Source organism: Altibacter sp. HG106 (assembly GCF_028561755.1).
Classification (GTDB): Bacteria; Bacteroidota; Bacteroidia; order Flavobacteriales; family Flavobacteriaceae; genus DFVG01.
The window spans coordinates 18,874-35,047 of sequence record NZ_JAQQTD010000009.1 but is presented as its reverse complement, the minus strand read 5'-3'; the positions used below and the strand labels follow the sequence as shown (position 1 = coordinate 35,047).

Here is a 16,174-nt window from a genome sequence, read left to right as displayed (position 1 = left end):
TGAGCGGGATTTCCCGCTCATGATTCAAACGTTCGTTTTTCTAAAGCATTTTCGGGTTCTTGACCTTTTGTTTGGTAAGCGCCAGGTCTAACACGTCTTTCATGTCCTTCACATAATGAAATGTGAGCCCTTTCAGGTATTCTTCTTTAATTTCTTCAATATCTCGCCGATTGTCTTCGCAAAGTAAGATCTCTTTGATCCGCGCTCTTTTCGCAGCCAGTATCTTTTCTTTGATTCCGCCTACCGGTAACACCTTACCTCGCAGGGTTATTTCCCCAGTCATAGCGATGCTTTTCTTCACTTTGCGCTGGGTAAATAAGGAAACCAAAGAAGTAAGCATGGTAATTCCTGCGCTAGGACCATCTTTTGGTGTGGCTCCTTCGGGAATGTGGATGTGCACGTTGTATTTTTCAAAAATATCGGGATCAATAGACAACAAACTGGCATTCGACTTAATATATTCCAACGCGATGGTCGCCGATTCTTTCATCACTTTTCCTAAGTTCCCGGTGAGCGATAATTGCCCTTTTCCTTTGGATAATGTGGATTCGATAAACAAAATATCTCCGCCCACTCTCGTCCATGCCAATCCGGTTACTACACCAGCCACATCGTTATTCTCATATTTATTGCGCTCCATTTTTGGAGCTCCCAAAACATCAATCACGATGTCGTTGGTAACTTTTACGTCATACGACTCCTCCATGGCAATCTTCATAGCGGCATAGCGCACCATTTTAGCGATCTGCTTTTCGAGTCCGCGTACCCCGCTTTCCCTCGTATAACCTTCTACGATCTTTTCTAATTGTGGTTTTCCAATTTTAAGGTCTTTTTTAGTAAGACCGTGTTCTTCTAATTGCTTCGGAAGTAAGTGTCGCTTTGCGATCTCCACTTTCTCCTCGATCGTATAGCCAGACACCTTAATGATCTCCATACGGTCTCGCAAGGCAGGCTGGATGGTACTCAAGCTATTGGAAGTCGCAATGAACATCACTTTCGACAGGTCGTAGCCAAGCTCCAAGAAATTATCGTGAAACTCACTATTCTGTTCTGGGTCTAACACTTCCAGCATGGCGGAAGAAGGGTCGCCCTGGTGACTGGAAGATAGTTTGTCGATTTCATCCAAAACAAACACAGGATTGCTGGTACCGGCCTTCTTTAAGTTCTGAATAATACGTCCGGGCATGGCACCGATATAGGTCTTTCGGTGTCCGCGAATCTCCGCTTCATCGCGCAGTCCTCCCAGGGACATGCGCACATACTCTCTCCCCAAAGCTTCCGCGACCGATTTCCCTAAGGAGGTCTTCCCTACTCCAGGAGGTCCGTACAGACAGAGAATTGGCGACTTCATATCATTCCGAAGTTTTAAGACCGCCAAGTATTCGATAATACGCTCCTTCACATCGTCGAGCCCGTAATGATCGCGATCTAGAATTTTCTTGGCCCGCTTTAAATCGAATTGATCTTCGCTGAAGTCGTTCCACGGCAGATCCAGAATAAGGTCTAAATAGTTACGCTGAATACTGAATTCTGCCACCTGCGGATTCATCCGCTGTAATTTGGAGATTTCCTTTTCGAAGTGTTTGGCCACTTTTTCATTCCAGTTTTTCTTCTTGGCACGCTCCCGCATTTCTTGAATTTCGGCCTCGTAGGAATTACCGCCTAATTCTTCCTGAATGGTTTTCATTTGCTGCTGCAGGAAATACTCGCGTTGTTGCTTATTGATATCACTTTCAACTTTTGACTGGATATCATTCCGAAGGGAAAGCTTTTGCAGCTCCACGTTCATATGTTTTAACGTTGCCAACGCACGCTCTTTCAGGTCGTTGATCTCTAGCAAGCTTTGTTTTTCTTCGACACTAATATTCAGGTTGGAAGACACAAAATTGATTAAGAACGAATTGCTTTCAATATTCTTGATCGCAAAGGAAGCCTCGGTAGGAATATTCGGGCTATCCTTGATAATTTCTAAGGCGATCTCTTTGATCGAATCAATAATCGCATTGAACTCTTCATTGTCTTGTGCCGGGCGTGCTTCATCCACCTTCCGAATAGAGGCTTTCAAATACGGATCGGTTTCCAACAGGTCTGAGATCTCGAAGCGTTTTTTCCCCTGAATGATCACCGTGGTGTTGCCATCAGGCATTTTAAGCACGCGTAATATGCGGGCTACGGTTCCTACGGTATGAATGTCTTTTAGACGTGGATTCTCCTCTACTTCTTCCTTTTGAGCCACCACCCCAATGGTTTTGGTGCCCTTGTTGGATTCGTTAATGAGTTTAATCGATTTATCACGTCCGGCCGTAATAGGAATTACCACTCCCGGAAATAATACCGTATTTCGAAGGGGTAAGATAGGAAGGGATTCGGGTAATTCTTCCCGATGCATTGCATCCTCATCCTCGGGAGTCATTAGTGGGATGAGTTCTGCATCTTCATTAATATCTTGTAATGACAGACTGTCGAAGGTTTTCAATTTTGATTGCGCCATAGCTATAGTTGCGACATTATGACACCCAAGGTACGGTTCATAACGTCGATCTCCTTTAAAGTTTTTATAAAATTTCAGGAAACTCGCTAAAAACGAAGCGATTCCCGTCTTCTCTTTTATAAGAGGTCAATAGTTATGCCACTTCAGAAAAAAATATGGCAACAAGTGTAACAATTGGGTTTCGCCCGTATCTTTATAGCAAACAATTGTTTTTGTCACTAACCAATTACGACATACAACCGTTATTAGTTCTTTGTCAAGAAGGAAACCAACTTGCGCAGTTGGAAGTGTATAATCGCTATCAACGCGCGATGTTTAATGTTTCAAAACGAATCGTAAAAGATTCGGCCCTAGCGGAAGATGTGATGCAGGAATCTTTTATTGCCGCTTTTCAGAAGTTAGACAGTTTTAGAGGTACTGCCACCTTCGGTTCTTGGTTGAAACGCATCGTGATCAACAATAGCTTGGTGATGTATAAGAGGGAGTCGAAATTCCTTTCAATGGAAGACGACCACCTTTCTGAAACAGCCGATGTGGAGGTGACTCCTTCCGAAGCCACTTCAAAAAACATACATTCACAACACCTAATAAGTGCGCTAGAATCCTTACATGACCGTTATCGAACCATCTTAACCCTTCACTTTATTGAAGGGTACGATTACGAAGAACTTTGTGACATTTTAGAAATAAGCTATGCCAATTGCCGTACGCTTATTTCGAGAGCAAAAGATAGTTTACGCAAAAAGTTAAAAGTAGCATCATGAAAGAAGATTACATTGCTTCGCTTTTCGAAGAACACCGAGCCCATCTCGACGTGCATGAGACACCACAGGGGCATCAGGCGCGCTTTATGGGCCGGTTACAGGAAACACCTGTAACACGACAACGCACTGCCTGGTGGAAACCGCTTACGGTGGCTGCTTCAGTTATTTTGGTGCTTAGCTTAGGCATGTTTAGCTGGAAAGGACAAAGCGCTGAAAGTGATCTGGCGAGTATTTCTCCGGAAATGGCACAAACCCAATCTTTTTTCACAACCGCCATTAATGACGAGCTCTCAAAACTGAAATCGTTGGAAAGTCAGGATACCAAACAATTGGTGGAAGACGCCTTGCAACAACTAACCATCTTGGAAACCGAGTATCAATCACTCAAAGAAGACTTGGTCGTTAGCGGAAGCGATAAACGCGTGATCGCAGCCATGGTGAGCAATCTTCAAAACCGAATTTCCTTATTAGAACACGTTTTATCCAAAGTTGAAGAAATTAATAATCTTAAAGCCACACAAAATGAACTCATTTTATAAAATTCTGATTACCCTCATACTGCTGCCGCTGATGGCAGGAGCCCATAACGACAAATTCAAAGGGAAGTACACCAAAGAAAAAACGCTGAATAAAGAGTATACGGTAAATGCCAATGCCGGTCTTGAAGTAACCAATAGCTACGGAAACATTGATATTGTTACCTGGAACCAGAATCGCACCGTGATCGAGGTACGGATCCAGACGAATGGCGACAATGAAGAGAAAGTCCAGAAAAAGCTAGATGATATTGATGTTGAGTTTTCTGGAAACGGCACCCTAGTAACCGCTAAAACCGTGTTTGAAGGACGCAAAAACTCTTCCTGGAGCTGGTGGGGCGGCAACAAAAATAATGTGAACATGCAAATTGACTACACCATAAAACTCCCTGTGGGGAATTCGGTGAATCTTTCGAATGATTACGGCGCCATTACCCTCGATAGATTGGAAGGAAACGCACGAATCAACTGTGATTACGGTCAATTGAATATTGGTGAACTCATGGCCGATAACAATTATCTGAATTTTGATTACACCAAGAACTCCACGATCACCTACATGAAAAGTGGAAAGATCAATGCCGATTATTCTGAGTTTATCTTAGAACAAGTAGATCGACTTGAATTGAGCGCCGATTACAGCGATAGCACCATCGAAGAAGTAGTTTCGCTGAATTACAACAATGACTACGGAAAAATTAACGTGGGCCAGGCCGGTGAACTTGTAGGACGCGGAGATTATATACCGCTGCGCTTACAAACCCTTAAAGGAAACCTGAATGTAAATACCGATTACGGTTCGGTGCATATTGATCAAATAACCGCAGAGGGTGGTGATATCACGATTGACGCCGATTATGCGACAATTAAATTGGGCTTTGATTCTGGTTATAACTTCAATTTCAAACTCGACCTTTCCTATGCGAACTTTAAAGGCGAGGAAAAGGTTACCGTGACCAAGTCGGTGAAGGAAAATCATGGGCGTAAAGTTGAAGGATACCACGGAAGCAAAAACAGCGGCAATACCATTTCAGTGAACTCAGACTACGGGAATGTCCATTTTGAATAAAAACATAACTATAAAACACCATATTAAATGAAAGCACTAACAAAACAACTAGTAGTATTCCTCGGTGTGCTGTTGCTAGGCGCACCCGCAAATGCCCAATGGGGCTGGGGAGATCGTGTCAAAGGAAATGGTAACATTACCACACGTACGGTATCCACTGGAAATTATGATGAGATCAAAGGCGTTGGGTCTATTGATATTCACCTGCGAAAAGGATCTGAAGGATCTATTTCAGTGGAAACTGACGAAAACATTCAAGAGTATGTAGACATTGAGGTGAAAGGAAACACCCTAATCGTCAAAATAGAAAAAGGCGTTAACGTCTCTAGTCGGCATGGCGTACACGTGACGGTTCCGTTTAATGATATTTCAGAAATATCTCTGGTAGGCTCAGGAGATATCGATACCCAAGATCCTATTTCAGTAGAGGAGTTAGCATTGAAGATCGTTGGATCGGGCGACGTGATTCTGGACATTAATACCGGAAAACTAGACGCCGACATCACGGGTTCGGGTGACATTGAACTCACCGGGAAAACAGTCGATTTAGAGGTAAAAGTGAACGGATCGGGAGATTTTCACGGGTATAGGCTCATGGCCGATAACGTGAAAGCGAAAGTGTCAGGGTCGGGAGACGTAGAAGTTTACGCCAAGAACAACATCTATGCACGTGTGAATGGCTCAGGCGACGTTTATTATAAGGGGAACCCTGCTCAGAAAGACACCAAGGTTTCCGGATCTGGAGACATCACGATGCAAAACGAATAGCCATATCGATCGTTTGACAACAACCGCTTCTTATGAGGCGGTTTTTTTATGCTTCCGCGGAACGCGAAATAGCAATAACAACCCTATGATAAAAAATACAATAAAGAATAACACCGCATAGCGTATGCTTCCGGTTACTTGCGCTACATATCCGTAGCTAAACATACCGATGACAATCCCAATTTTTTCCGCCACGTCATAAAAACTAAAATAGGAAGCCGTGTCCAAGGCTCCTTCCGGAATAAACTTCGAATAGGTAGAGCGCGAAAGCGATTGTATACCGCCCATTACGAGCCCCACTACCGCCGCAGTCGCGTAAAATTGATAAGGCGTGGTGATGGTGTAGGCATACACACAAATGGCGATCCAAATAATGTTGAGTGCCATTAAGGTGGGAATGTTCCCAAATCGTGCCGAAGAGCGTGAGGTGAGAAATGCTCCCAAAACCGCCACCAGTTGAATGAGTAAAATACTCACTATAAGTCCGACGGTCGCATCGGTGCTTCCCCAATCCAATTCCTCAATTCCAAAATAAGTAGCTACTAACATGATGGTTTGCACCGCCATGCTATACACAAAAAACGCCACGAGATATCGTTTGAGCGCGCGATTGTCCTTCATTTTGCGCCAAATGCTTCGCAATTCTTTAAATCCATTAAATAGCAAGTCTTTCGTAAACTTTTGTTTTTTGTTTCCCTTCGGAAGGTAATAGTAGGTATACTGACTAAACCCGATCCACCAAATACCGGTAAGCACAAACGATAGACGTGTAGGAAGGCCTTCATCTTCAAAGCCGAAGGTATCGTGCATTAAGATCATGGCAAGACAAATCAGCAACAAGAGCACACTGCCAATATATCCTAAAGAGTATCCTTTGGCGCTAATTCGATCTTGTTGTTCGGGAAAAGCGATATCCGGCAAATAGGAATTATAGAACACCAGACTCGCCCAAAAGCCAATAAGTGCCAGAAAGTAGCATAGGAGTCCGAACCACAAATGCTCCAACGAAAACCAAAAGAGACCAATACAGGAAATCGCTCCTAAATAACAGAAGAACTTCATAAAGACCTTCTTGTTGCCTACATAGTCGGCGATCCCGCTGAGCAACGGACTCAATATGGAGACCATTAAGAAGGCGGCAGCGGTCACATAGCTGATAAGCGTATCATTGTTGAAATCTATTCCGAGAAAGGTGACGGTATCGTCAAGAATGGTCCCGTTAGCATCCTTGGTTAATGTGAGGGCTCCGTAAAAAATAGGGAAGACAGCAGACGCAATGACCAAACTATAGACAGAATTTGCCCAATCATAAAAAGCCCAGGCATTGAGCAATTTTTTACTGCCTTTTGGTAAAGTTGTGTTCATAGAAAATAATTAGGACGATCTAATAGATCGCCCTAAAGTAGTAATAAATATGTTAGCTGTAGATTATGATTTGAATTGTGAGACACCAAATTTACGCCCTTCGGCACGAGCTTGCGGCGCCCACTGCATAATATTATTGATTCGCGTATCGCTTGATGGGTGTGTGCTTAAGAACTCCGGTGGTGTTTGTCCTCCACTCGCCTTCATTCGGCGCCATAGATCGGCTGCCACGAGAGGATCATAGCCGGCAATAGCCATTAAGGTAAGTCCGATTTTATCGGCCTCACTCTCGTGCTTTCTGCTAAAGGGCAGGGTTACTCCGAGGGTGGTTCCCAATCCATAGGCTTGATTGATAATTTCAGCGTTTTCAGAATTCGAGGTCGCCACGCCAACGCCCACGGCACCTAGTGCCTGAAGCTGTGCCGCGCTCATACGCTGCTGCCCATGATTTGCCAGAGCATGCGCCACTTCGTGTCCCATAACGGCTGCCACGCCGGCTTCATTCTGTGTGATGGGCATAATTCCGGTGTAGAATACAATTTTACCACCCGGCATACACCAGGCATTTACGGATGGATCTTCAATGAGGTTGTACTCCCAACGATAGTTCGTCAAATATCCTGCATTTCCATTAGCCGTCAAATAGCGCTCTGCAGCCGTGGCGATTTTTTGACCCACATTTTGGATCATCTGTGCGTCTGCTGTTCCGCGTACAACCTTATTTTCCGAAAGAAATTGATTGTACTGCTGAAAAGAAGCGGGAAATATTTGAGAATTGGGTACAATGGCTAAGGTTGACTGCCCAGTAAAAGGATTGGTGGCGCAAGAAACCATAAACAGGAACAGGGCTGCAAGGGAGAGTGTTGTTTTATAATTCATAGGGTGTCTTTTAATAGTTGGTACTTTAAATAACCTTACTAAAATACGGAGTTTCTAAGGAAGTCTTCTTAAAGAAAAGTTATTTACGTAGAGTTGGATGTAGAAAGCAGTATATTTATGGAATGACTTTTGATCTAACAATCCCAAAGAACTCTATTATGAAACATATACTCACACTTTTTGCCTTATTTTCCATTGGTTTATTCACCTCCTGTGAAGGCGACCCAGGACCTCCGGGACCTCCAGGGGAACCGGGTATTAATATTTTGGGACAGGTTTTTGAAGCCAATGTAACCTTCAACAACGGCAATGGATTTCAACAGCTGATAACCATTCCTAGCGACATTGAAGTATTTGAAAGCGATGTTATATTGGTGTATTGGCTCGAAGAGGTTGTAGGTGATGGTTCCGGCGGAACTTTGGATGTGTGGTCACAATTACCACAAACGATTTACCTGGACGGAGGCGGATCATTCCAGTATACTTTTAACCATACATTTCTAGATGTATTGTTATTTTTACAAGGCGATATAGATCTAGACACGTTAGGTTCTGGCTTTACAGACGACCAAATCTTCAGAATTGCTGTGGTGCCTTCCGAATTTGGATCAGCAGATCTTACCATGGAAGAGCTTATGAGCAATCCTGATGTAGAATTTGTAGACCTAGAAAATCTTGATAATTAGTATGTACAAAACAGTTTTATGGATAGCGACCTTCTCAATACTTGTTTCGTGTAATTCGAAAGCGCAGGAACAAGAGAAAGCTACCTCCTTCCCTGTTTCCAAATCGGAAGCAGCATGGAAAGCAGAATTAACCGATTTAGAATTTCAAGTGCTTCGGAAGGAAGGTACCGAACCTCCTTTCAGCAGTGAGCTCAATAAAAATTACAAGCCCGGCACCTATGTGTGCGCAGCCTGCCAGACACCCGTTTTTGAAAGTGAGCACAAATTTGATAGTGGCACCGGTTGGCCTAGTTTTGATCGGGAAATAGAAGGGAATGTAGCCTTCTCTACCGATTATAAAATTGGATATGCCCGTACCGAAGAACACTGTGCCAACTGTGGTGGTCACCTGGGGCACGTATTTAATGATGGGCCTTCTGAAACGACAGGTAAGCGGCACTGTATTAATGGAGCAGCTTTAGACTTTATTCCGAAGAGTAATGAGTAAACCAACAGTTAACTATCCGGTTCAAAAAACGGAAGCTGAATGGCAGGAACAATTAGGTCCTGAACGCTATCGTATCCTTCGTGAAAAAGGGACAGAACGTGCGTTTTCCGGAAAATACAATATGTTCTTTGAACAGGGAACCTACGTTTGTGGCGCCTGTCACACCCCACTCTTCGAAAGCAGTCAGAAATTTGACAGTAGCTGTGGTTGGCCTTCTTTTGATGAAGCCAAGGAAGGTGCCATTGAGTATGTTCGGGATACCTCCCATGGAATGATTCGTACCGAAATTTTATGTGCCAACTGCGGCAGTCACCTCGGACACGTATTTAACGACGGACCTACGGATACCGGGCAGCGCTATTGCGTGAATTCGTTAGCCGTGGATTTTAAAGAATAAGCTGATCAACATCATTCAGAAAAGCACCTGCCCTTGCAGGTACTTTTTTCGTTGTAAAGAACCCTTCGCCATTCAGCGAACATTTCGTAAATTCGTGCACTCAAAGAAAAGACAAACATCACACCATGAGTAAATACGATATCATTGTTGTAGGAAGCGGGCCGGGCGGATATGTCACGGCCATTAGAGCTTCTCAGTTAGGGTTTAAAACCGCTATTGTAGAAAAGGAAAGCCTGGGGGGCGTCTGCCTCAATTGGGGATGTATTCCTACCAAGGCTTTGCTTAAAAGTGCTGAAGTTTTTGATTATTTGAATCATGCAGCCGATTACGGATTATCTGTGAAAGAAGCAGATAAAGATTTTACAAAAGTGGTAGAACGTAGCCGTGGTGTTGCAGACGGGATGAGCAAAGGGGTTCAGTTCTTAATGAAGAAGAACAAGATTGAAGTGATCGAAGGCTTCGGAACAATTAAACCCGGAAAGAAAGTGGATGTAGACGGAAAAGAATATTCCGCAGACCACATCATTATCGCGACGGGAGCACGCTCTCGTGAACTCCCGAATCTAAAACAAGACGGTGAAAAAGTGATTGGGTATCGCGAAGCGATGAGCTTAAAAAAGCAACCCAAAAGTATGATCGTGGTTGGAAGCGGGGCTATTGGAGTAGAGTTCGCGCATTTTTACAATACCATGGGGACCGAAGTAACCATCGTCGAGTATCTTCCAAACGTGGTTCCCTTAGAAGATGAAGAAGTGTCCAAACAGTTTGAGCGCTCGTTCAAAAAGGCAGGCATCAACGTTATGACCAATGCTTCGGTGGAACGTTTGGATACGTCAGGGAAAAATGTAAAAGCGACGGTCAAAACAAAAAAAGGAGAAGAAACGCTGGAGGCAGAAGTGGTCCTTTCCGCCGTGGGAATTAGTGCTAATTTAGAGAACATCGGACTCGAAGAGGTAGGAATTGTAACCGATAAAGGAAAAATCTTAGTGAATGATTGGTACCAAACCAATATTCCCGGTTATTATGCGATTGGTGACGTAGTTCCCGGTCCGGCCTTAGCGCATGTCGCTTCCGCGGAAGGAATTACCTGTGTAGAAAAAATTGCAGGTATGCATGTAGAGCCTATCGATTACGGAAACATTCCCGGATGTACGTATGCAACGCCTGAAATCGCCAGCGTAGGAATGACAGAAAAACAAGCCAAAGAGGCAGGGTACGATATTAAAGTTGGGAAATTTCCATTCTCTGCCAGCGGAAAAGCCAGTGCGGCCGGAAAAAAAGACGGTTTTGTAAAAGTGATCTTCGATGCCAAGTACGGAGAATGGTTAGGTTGCCATATGATTGGTGCCGGAGTCACCGATATGATCGCCGAAGCTGTTTTAGGTAGAAAACTAGAAACGACAGGGCACGAAGTATTGAAAGCGGTACACCCCCACCCTACCATGAGTGAGGCGGTAATGGAAGCGGTTGCCGATGCCTACGACGAAGTGATTCACTTATAGTCGATATAAATAGAAACAATAAACCTCGGAATTCTCCGAGGTTTTTTTATGTCTTTTTCTGTGCTACAAAACTTTGTATGGCCAACTCATAACTTTGGAGTCCGAAGCCCACGATCACCCCTTTGGCTCCTTGAGCAATATAGCTTTGGTGCCGATAGTCCTCTCGTTGGAAGGTGTTCGAAATATGAACTTCTACCACGGGCGTCTCAATCGCTTTAACCGCGTCCCCAATACCAATAGACGTATGGGTATAAGCAGCGGCGTTTAAGATAATCCCGTCATAAGAATAGCCAACTTCTTGTAGTTTATCAATGAGTTCTCCTTCGATATTCGACTGGAAATGGGCCAATTCCACTTCTTTAAATTTGAATTGCAGTTCTGAAAAGAAATCATCAAAAGAAAGTTCTCCGTAAATGTCGGTTTCTCGTTTTCCGAGGAGATTGAGGTTGGGGCCGTTGATGATGATGAGTTTCATGTTTTAAAGATACTGTAAATATAGTGAAGAGCTTTTCTTCTCTTTACAGTTTGTATCCCACACCTATTTGGAGCGTTCTTGCTCGAAGCTTAGCAAGAGAAGTTCCTTGAACGCTTAATACATCATCTTTGAATCTATTAGTAAGTTCGAAACCATAACGAATCTCTGCAAAAAAATGTTTCGTGATGTCAAAACCAGCGCCAAAGATAGCATCTATTCCGATGGCATTAAAAACCTCTGTATCGAGTTCGAGGCGCCAATGTGCTTGCGGTCCTGCCATTAAATGAAAACCAGATTCTGCTATATAATATTTTCCAAGTACGGGAATATAAATAGACTGATATGCATCTCCTTGATTAGGAAATATATGACTATAAATGGCTTCAGGTTGTAAATGAAAATTTTCCGAAACTGTAATATCAGCTAAAAACCCAGCATACACCCCGGGGGAGCTTTCGGTAAATTTTATTCCGTCAGATTCAATAAACGAAGTGAAATTATTGTAACCTGCTTTAAAACCGAATTGTGTTTGTGCGAACGATCCTAAACTAAAAAATACACTGAATAAGAAGAGAAGCAGTAGTTTTTTCATGACATTCGTGTTAATCACAACAAATAAACCCGATTTGATAACGATAGCAAAATAATTTTTGTAGTCCATTTCTTATTTTATTGAACTTGAATTTTTTATCAGTAAAAATTTAACATTTCAGACGGGCACAAAAAAACCGAGACCATCGGTCTCGGTTTTATCGGTTGTATTGGTAGTTATTTAGTCAAAGCCAAATTCAACTCCGAAAAGCAGAGCACCCACCGTAAATCCATCATTGGCGATACCCGAATATCCTAAGGTTGCAGCCAGAGGTCCAAAATCATATAGTGCATGAGGTTTATAATAAATACCTCCGTCATTACCATCGCTTAAACCAACAGCATACCCTATATCCGCACCGAACCAAAAGTTTTCTACGGGACTAAATCGAGCCGTACCAGAAATAGGCAGAAAGGTTTCATCATCTGCCTCTACCGTTACTCCGGCAAAGACAAGGTCGTCGCCAAAATAATGCTGAACACCAGCAGAAGGCCCAACTTGAAAATTGTCATTAATTTCGAACAAATACCCAAGTTCAACAGCGATAGCAAACACGGTAAAGTCGTCTGCATCACCTAAAGGAACACCTCCCTGAGCACCCACTCTAAATTGATTCTGCGCTTGGGTCATCCCCATCGCGAATACGGCAAATAAGCCAACTAGTACTAATTTTTTCATCTTTAAAAGGTTTGGTTAATAGAATAGTAAAGTACAAAAATTTATTTAGCTGCTTCTAGGGCATCTGCCGTACTTATAAACAGAAATAATAACAGGGCCCGAAGGCCCTGTTATTTATTATTGTATAAAAAGTCTGATTAGAACTTAAATCCTACTGAAAGGGAAAGTACTGAGTTCACCGCATCATCTTCTACGTCTTCTCCTTGGGCATCATCCACATCTTCTGGTATGTTGCTTAACCCATAGATATAGCGTCCTTGAAAGAAAAGTCCATTATCTAACTGGTAGGCCAAGCCACCGCCAATTCCAAGATCGAATCCAGACACCTCGTCCTTGAGGTCTTCTTCTCCGGTAATATCGAAATCTCCGTCGCCGTCACCACCGCTAATTTCAGTTTCTTGTTTGGCGTTAATATTAAATCCAAACTGAGGTCCCGCTTCAATACTTAGTCCGTCGACCAAGTAAAATTTGGCCATAACTGGAACATTTAAGTAATCTAACTTAAGTTTTGTTTCGAATTCTGTTCCGTCAAATGTATCCTTTGATTGAAGTCCTTGTTGCGAGTATACCAATTCAGGCTGAATGGCAAAGCGCTCAGACAGTGGGATTTCTGCTACAAAACCAAGATGAAACCCGGTTCGTCCATCGGCATCTTCCACCGCTTCACCCGAAATTTTAGCAAAATTAACACCCGCCTTCGCTCCTAGTTTCACATCTTGAGCAATGGCTGTAGTTCCACCTAAGGTCAAAAGGGTTGCCACTAATAACACATACTTTTTCATAAGAGTTGTTTTAAAGTTTGCTCAAAACTAGAAAGTGTTTACATAGCTTTTTCCCAAGGAAACCTTATAACTTCCTTAAACAATCATAAAAATGAATATCCCAGAGAAAGGGTAAACACGCTGTTATTACTGTCGTCGAAAAAGGATTCTTCTGAAATTGAGTTGATTCCGAAATTATAACGTCCTTCCAGGCGTAATCCTAGTGGAATATCTAATCCTAAGCCTACCACTCCTGAAAAATCAAAATTGTTGGTAGCAATATCGTTCACAACCTCCCCGGCGCCCGTTTGCGTGTCATCGTTGATCAAAACACCAAATTGCGGCCCAATCTGCGCGTGAAACCCTTTTGCGATGTACAATTTTAATACGATTGGAATATTCACATAATCAAGGTCAAAATTACCGGCGTCCAATTCAGCTCCCTGTTGCGAGAAGAGAACATCTGCCTGCATTCCTACATTGTCGTTAAACTTTCCGCCTACAAAGGCTCCTACTACAAATCCGGTCTTGTTATCAAAACCGCTGGCATCGGTCACGTTCGAAAAATTGACCCCGGCCTTTACTCCTAGATCCAAGCCCTGAGCTTGTAGCGATGTTAGCGCGAATAGCATACAAATGGCAATACATAGTTGTTTCATAATGAAATTTTTTGTGCGTTATATTACTTAAAGATACATGATAAACGACAATCTTCTGTAGGATATTCTTTGAATTCCCTTTTTTTTGCTTGCTGAAAAAGCTAATATAGCATTATGAAATGGTCACAAATGCTTCAGGAGTATACGCAGTATCTTAGGATGGAACGCGGACTTTCAAGAAATACCATCGACAATTACACCTTTGATATTGAAAAGCTTATGGATTGGCTTGACGCTCATGATATTCAGGAATCACCGGTTGCTATTTCAGAAAATACCCTACAAGAATATCTCTATGCCTGCGCCAAGGAGATTAGTCGGTCAACACAAAACCGATACCTTTCCAGCTTACGCGGCTTTTTTAGCTTTCTCAATTTTGAAGGCTATCGCGACACCAACCCTATGGAATTGCTGGAAGGGCCGAAATTAGGGAGGAAACTTCCCGATACCTTATCGACTTCAGAAATAGATCGCCTTATAAACACAATAGATCTCAGCAAACCCCAAGGAGAACGAAATCGCGCCATGTTAGAAACACTGTATGGTTGCGGACTGCGAGTGTCTGAATTAGTAAGCCTCCGAATATCAGATTTATATTTTGACGAAGGCTTTATTCAGGTGTTGGGGAAAGGTAATAAGCAGCGTCTGGTTCCCATAGGTATTACCACTATGAAATATATAAATGTATATAAAAACGAGGCTCGCAACCATCAAACCATCCCTCGTGAATTTCAAGACACCTTATTTCTCAATCGACGCGGAAAAGGTCTTACCCGAGCGATGATTTTCACCATAGTAAAGCGAGCTGCGGAAAAAGCCGGACTAGAGAAGAATGTGAGTCCGCATACCTTTCGCCATTCCTTCGCCACCCACCTACTTGAAAATGGAGCCGATTTAAGAGCCATTCAACAGATGCTGGGGCACGAGAGCATCACCACTACCGAAATCTACACCCACATTGACACGTCGCATCTTACCAAGGTTTTACAGCAATTCCACCCAAGACGAAAGGGTTAAATATAAGCTAAACAGCCGCAATTTCTTTCAGGAATAATCAGGGTTTCATAATTTCAAAGGTATAACTGAAAATCAAAAAAATGAAAACCTTACAATTCGATAATAATGATACCGTACACGCTATTGGCCTGGGTACGTGGAAAAACAAAGGAAACGCGGTAAAAAACGCCGTTAAAGAAGCTTTGTATGCTGGATTTCGTCATATTGACACGGCGGCCATTTACGGTAATGAAGAAGAAATCGGAGACGCCCTGGCGGAAGTCTTTGCGGAGGGAGACATTCATCGAGAGGATGTCTTTGTCACTTCTAAACTGTGGAATGATGCTCATCAAAAGGGGTATGTAATTCCGGCTATTGAAGATTCGTTAAAAAAATTAAAATTAGACTACCTAGATCTATACCTGATTCATTGGCCTGTGGCGTTGAAGCCCGGCGTTCATTTCCCCAGAAAACCAGAAGATTATCTTTCTCCTGAAGAATGCCCCATCAGCGAAACCTGGGCACAGATGGAAGAAGTAAAAAAAGAAGGGCTGGCGCGACACATAGGTGTCTCGAATTTCAGTAAGAAGAAATTAGCTTCCTTGGTAGAGAAAGCCAGTATTAAACCTGAAATGAATCAAGTAGAAATGCATCCTCTGCTTCAGCAACCAGAGTTAGTAGATTATTGCAACGAACAAGGAATTTTCGTCACAGGCTATTCTCCGTTAGGCTCTGGAGATCGTTCGGACGACATGAAAGCTGAGGAGGAACCCAGTTTGATGGAACTTTCAGAAATAAAGAACATCGCAAAGAAACACAATGCCACTCCCGCACAAGTGTTGATTAATTGGCAAACACAACGAGGTACGGCGGTAATTCCGAAAGCGACTTCCAAAGAGCACATCATAGCTAATTTTCAGGCGGCGCGAATTGAACTGGATGATGACGATATGCAGCTGATCACCGAACTTGATACCAATTTTCGATTCATTACCGGAAAGTTCTTTGAAGAACCCAAGAAGGGATACGACAATATTTATGATGAATAATCATACGCTGGGATATAAAA

Annotated in this window: 18 protein-coding genes; 10 read left to right on the top strand and 8 right to left on the bottom strand. The window is 42.9% G+C overall.

Going from position 1 to position 16,174, the window contains the following annotated elements:
- Positions 1-40: 40 nt before the first annotated feature.
- Positions 41-2,491, bottom strand: coding sequence for an endopeptidase La (gene lon, locus PO830_RS13825; RefSeq protein WP_272854168.1), 2,451 nt, complete (start codon positions 2,489-2,491; stop codon positions 41-43).
- Positions 2,492-2,646: 155 nt separating this feature from the next.
- On the opposite strand from lon, the gene PO830_RS13820 reads away from it, so the two are divergent.
- The 4 genes from PO830_RS13820 to PO830_RS13805 are packed head-to-tail and all read left to right on the top strand — an operon-like array spanning position 2,647 to position 5,628.
- The gene (locus PO830_RS13820) at positions 2,647-3,255 is read left to right on the top strand and encodes an RNA polymerase sigma factor (RefSeq protein WP_272854167.1); all 609 of its coding nucleotides are present in this window, start codon (positions 2,647-2,649) and stop codon (positions 3,253-3,255) included.
- Positions 3,252-3,794 (top strand): hypothetical protein, encoded by a 543-nt coding sequence (locus PO830_RS13815; protein ID WP_272854166.1) that lies wholly within the window; start codon positions 3,252-3,254, stop codon positions 3,792-3,794. The genes PO830_RS13820 and PO830_RS13815 overlap by 4 nt, the downstream gene beginning before the upstream one ends.
- A complete protein-coding gene (locus PO830_RS13810; protein WP_272854165.1) occupies positions 3,778-4,860 on the top strand; it encodes a hypothetical protein in 1,083 nt (360 codons plus the stop codon). The genes PO830_RS13815 and PO830_RS13810 overlap by 17 nt, the downstream gene beginning before the upstream one ends.
- A gap of 27 nt (positions 4,861-4,887) precedes the next feature.
- Complete coding sequence (locus PO830_RS13805) at positions 4,888-5,628, top strand: head GIN domain-containing protein (protein ID WP_272854164.1); 741 nt, start codon at positions 4,888-4,890, stop codon at positions 5,626-5,628.
- Positions 5,629-5,658: 30 nt separating this feature from the next.
- Here PO830_RS13805 and PO830_RS13800 read toward each other — a convergent pair whose 3' ends face one another.
- Together PO830_RS13800 and PO830_RS13795 are read right to left on the bottom strand one after the other, a co-directional pair.
- Entirely contained in the window at positions 5,659-6,993 is a 1,335-nt protein-coding gene (locus tag PO830_RS13800) for an MFS transporter (RefSeq protein WP_272854163.1), read from the bottom strand.
- Positions 6,994-7,056: 63 nt separating this feature from the next.
- The gene (locus tag PO830_RS13795) at positions 7,057-7,872 is read right to left on the bottom strand and encodes a M48 family metallopeptidase (protein WP_272854162.1); all 816 of its coding nucleotides are present in this window, start codon (positions 7,870-7,872) and stop codon (positions 7,057-7,059) included.
- 158 nt (positions 7,873-8,030) lie between these two features.
- Between PO830_RS13795 and PO830_RS13790 the strand changes: the two genes are divergently transcribed.
- The 4 genes from PO830_RS13790 (at position 8,031) to lpdA (ending at position 10,944) form a co-directional block, all read left to right on the top strand.
- Positions 8,031-8,558, top strand: coding sequence for a collagen-like protein (locus tag PO830_RS13790; protein ID WP_272854161.1), 528 nt, complete (start codon positions 8,031-8,033; stop codon positions 8,556-8,558).
- A gap of 1 nt (position 8,559) precedes the next feature.
- Positions 8,560-9,045 (top strand): peptide-methionine (R)-S-oxide reductase MsrB, encoded by a 486-nt coding sequence (msrB, locus tag PO830_RS13785; protein ID WP_272854160.1) that lies wholly within the window; start codon positions 8,560-8,562, stop codon positions 9,043-9,045.
- Positions 9,038-9,442, top strand: a complete 405-nt coding sequence (gene msrB / locus PO830_RS13780) for a peptide-methionine (R)-S-oxide reductase MsrB (RefSeq protein ID WP_272854159.1) — start codon at positions 9,038-9,040, stop codon at positions 9,440-9,442. The genes msrB (PO830_RS13785) and msrB (PO830_RS13780) overlap by 8 nt, the downstream gene beginning before the upstream one ends.
- Before the next feature lie 125 nt (positions 9,443-9,567).
- The gene (gene lpdA / locus PO830_RS13775; RefSeq protein WP_272854158.1) at positions 9,568-10,944 is read left to right on the top strand and encodes a dihydrolipoyl dehydrogenase; all 1,377 of its coding nucleotides are present in this window, start codon (positions 9,568-9,570) and stop codon (positions 10,942-10,944) included.
- A 46-nt stretch (positions 10,945-10,990) separates the two neighbouring features.
- Here the strand turns inward: lpdA and aroQ are convergent, their stop codons facing one another.
- The 5 genes from aroQ to PO830_RS13750 all read right to left on the bottom strand — a co-directional run bounded on the left by aroQ (position 10,991) and on the right by PO830_RS13750 (position 14,109).
- Positions 10,991-11,419, bottom strand: a complete 429-nt coding sequence (gene aroQ / locus PO830_RS13770; protein WP_272854157.1) for a type II 3-dehydroquinate dehydratase — start codon at positions 11,417-11,419, stop codon at positions 10,991-10,993.
- 43 nt (positions 11,420-11,462) lie between these two features.
- Positions 11,463-12,011, bottom strand: coding sequence for a porin family protein (locus tag PO830_RS13765; protein ID WP_272854156.1), 549 nt, complete (start codon positions 12,009-12,011; stop codon positions 11,463-11,465).
- 180 nt (positions 12,012-12,191) lie between these two features.
- Positions 12,192-12,689, bottom strand: a complete 498-nt coding sequence (locus tag PO830_RS13760; RefSeq protein ID WP_272854155.1) for a hypothetical protein — start codon at positions 12,687-12,689, stop codon at positions 12,192-12,194.
- 137 nt (positions 12,690-12,826) lie between these two features.
- Positions 12,827-13,471 (bottom strand): porin family protein, encoded by a 645-nt coding sequence (locus PO830_RS13755; RefSeq protein ID WP_272854154.1) that lies wholly within the window; start codon positions 13,469-13,471, stop codon positions 12,827-12,829.
- Between the two features lie 83 nt (positions 13,472-13,554).
- Positions 13,555-14,109 (bottom strand): porin family protein, encoded by a 555-nt coding sequence (locus tag PO830_RS13750; protein ID WP_272854153.1) that lies wholly within the window; start codon positions 14,107-14,109, stop codon positions 13,555-13,557.
- 114 nt (positions 14,110-14,223) lie between these two features.
- Here PO830_RS13750 and xerD point away from each other — a divergent pair, with 114 nt between their 5' ends.
- Both xerD and PO830_RS13740 read left to right on the top strand, forming a co-directional pair.
- A complete protein-coding gene (xerD, locus tag PO830_RS13745; RefSeq protein WP_272854152.1) occupies positions 14,224-15,126 on the top strand; it encodes a site-specific tyrosine recombinase XerD in 903 nt (300 codons plus the stop codon).
- Positions 15,127-15,206: 80 nt separating this feature from the next.
- A complete protein-coding gene (locus PO830_RS13740; protein WP_272854151.1) occupies positions 15,207-16,154 on the top strand; it encodes an aldo/keto reductase in 948 nt (315 codons plus the stop codon).
- The last annotated feature ends 20 nt before the right edge of the window (positions 16,155-16,174 follow it).

Coding starts and splice junctions, on each gene's coding strand:
- lon (WP_272854168.1), bottom strand. CDS start 2,491: ATGGCGCAATCAAAATTGAAAACCTTCGACAGTCTGTCATTACAAGAT.
- PO830_RS13820 (WP_272854167.1), top strand. CDS start 2,647: ATGGCAACAAGTGTAACAATTGGGTTTCGCCCGTATCTTTATAGCAAA.
- PO830_RS13815 (WP_272854166.1), top strand. CDS start 3,252: ATGAAAGAAGATTACATTGCTTCGCTTTTCGAAGAACACCGAGCCCAT.
- PO830_RS13810 (WP_272854165.1), top strand. CDS start 3,778: ATGAACTCATTTTATAAAATTCTGATTACCCTCATACTGCTGCCGCTG.
- PO830_RS13805 (WP_272854164.1), top strand. CDS start 4,888: ATGAAAGCACTAACAAAACAACTAGTAGTATTCCTCGGTGTGCTGTTG.
- PO830_RS13800 (WP_272854163.1), bottom strand. CDS start 6,993: ATGAACACAACTTTACCAAAAGGCAGTAAAAAATTGCTCAATGCCTGG.
- PO830_RS13795 (WP_272854162.1), bottom strand. CDS start 7,872: ATGAATTATAAAACAACACTCTCCCTTGCAGCCCTGTTCCTGTTTATG.
- PO830_RS13790 (WP_272854161.1), top strand. CDS start 8,031: ATGAAACATATACTCACACTTTTTGCCTTATTTTCCATTGGTTTATTC.
- msrB (WP_272854160.1), top strand. CDS start 8,560: ATGTACAAAACAGTTTTATGGATAGCGACCTTCTCAATACTTGTTTCG.
- msrB (WP_272854159.1), top strand. CDS start 9,038: ATGAGTAAACCAACAGTTAACTATCCGGTTCAAAAAACGGAAGCTGAA.
- lpdA (WP_272854158.1), top strand. CDS start 9,568: ATGAGTAAATACGATATCATTGTTGTAGGAAGCGGGCCGGGCGGATAT.
- aroQ (WP_272854157.1), bottom strand. CDS start 11,419: ATGAAACTCATCATCATCAACGGCCCCAACCTCAATCTCCTCGGAAAA.
- PO830_RS13765 (WP_272854156.1), bottom strand. CDS start 12,011: ATGAAAAAACTACTGCTTCTCTTCTTATTCAGTGTATTTTTTAGTTTA.
- PO830_RS13760 (WP_272854155.1), bottom strand. CDS start 12,689: ATGAAAAAATTAGTACTAGTTGGCTTATTTGCCGTATTCGCGATGGGG.
- PO830_RS13755 (WP_272854154.1), bottom strand. CDS start 13,471: ATGAAAAAGTATGTGTTATTAGTGGCAACCCTTTTGACCTTAGGTGGA.
- PO830_RS13750 (WP_272854153.1), bottom strand. CDS start 14,109: ATGAAACAACTATGTATTGCCATTTGTATGCTATTCGCGCTAACATCG.
- xerD (WP_272854152.1), top strand. CDS start 14,224: ATGAAATGGTCACAAATGCTTCAGGAGTATACGCAGTATCTTAGGATG.
- PO830_RS13740 (WP_272854151.1), top strand. CDS start 15,207: ATGAAAACCTTACAATTCGATAATAATGATACCGTACACGCTATTGGC.